Below are 996 nucleotides of genomic sequence, written 5' to 3'. Positions count from 1 at the left end.
CTTTACTGAATATAAAAACGCATGACCAAGCTGGGCCTCTTGTCCCAACGTTTGCGTGATACGCTGATTCAGACCTCTTAACAGTTTGGCTAAATCTACTTCTTCTGATGACTCACGCTCATCTGAGCTTTGATGGGCATCTTTATGATCTAAAACACCAATAACTGGCAGCAATTCAGCCTGCGGTGGACAGTCGACAAAGCGAAAGCGACGACGTAGTGCCATATCAAGTGGTGCTAACGAATGATCCTGCGTATTCATTGTTGCATAAATATCGACATTGGCAGGCACGCTAAAGACTCGTCCAGAATAAGCCAAATTTACTTGCATCGCATTTGGTTGCCCGCTGCGCTTATCAGGTTCGATCAGACTAAGCAGTTCGCCAAAGACTCGAGAAACATTGGCGCGGTTGATTTCATCGATGAGCATAGCATAACGATGTTCAGGATCATTAGCAGCGCGCTTACAGAGTTTTAAAAAAGCGCCATCTTGAATATCATAGCGCATCTGATTGCTAATCCCTTGCTCACCTGCTTGACGATTGATTTGAGCGCCTTGCCTTCTTGGTTCATTACCGCTCATCACCGGGCGAATGCCTTCGACAAACTCCTCATAGCCATAAGCTTGATGAAAGCTGACCATACTATAGCGCTGCTTTTGTACAGGCTGATTGTCTTGTTGCGCTTGTCGAAACTCGCCCAGCTGCTGCGACAACTGAGTCAATAACATCATACTCTCTGGCAGTAGATGCCATGCTCCACTTTCGTCTTTATCAAAGTAAGCTTGGCTTGCGCGGTTTTTATAGGTCACTGTTTTTGAGCTGGCCGAGCTGTGCATTTGCAGCACTGACCATGCTGTATTACTCAGATTTTTCTCACGTGCATTTTGCGCCGCCTTGGCGATAAAAAACTCGTGATTGACGATTTCAGGCACTTTTACCAGCTCTTTTTTTTGGATCTTAAAGTCCAAAAATATCAGGCACGCCACATCGCGCCA

General features: G+C 45.9%; 1 protein-coding gene. It reads right to left on the bottom strand.

Annotated elements, in window-relative coordinates; all coding sequences use genetic code 11:
* Positions 1–996: McrB family protein (locus ACS8FD_RS17085; RefSeq protein ID WP_439276724.1), on the bottom strand; the 996-nt coding region annotated here is incomplete at both ends.

It is taken from the genome of Psychrobacter sp. 1U2 (genome assembly GCF_051847575.1).
This window is presented reverse-complemented; position numbering and strand designations above follow the sequence as displayed.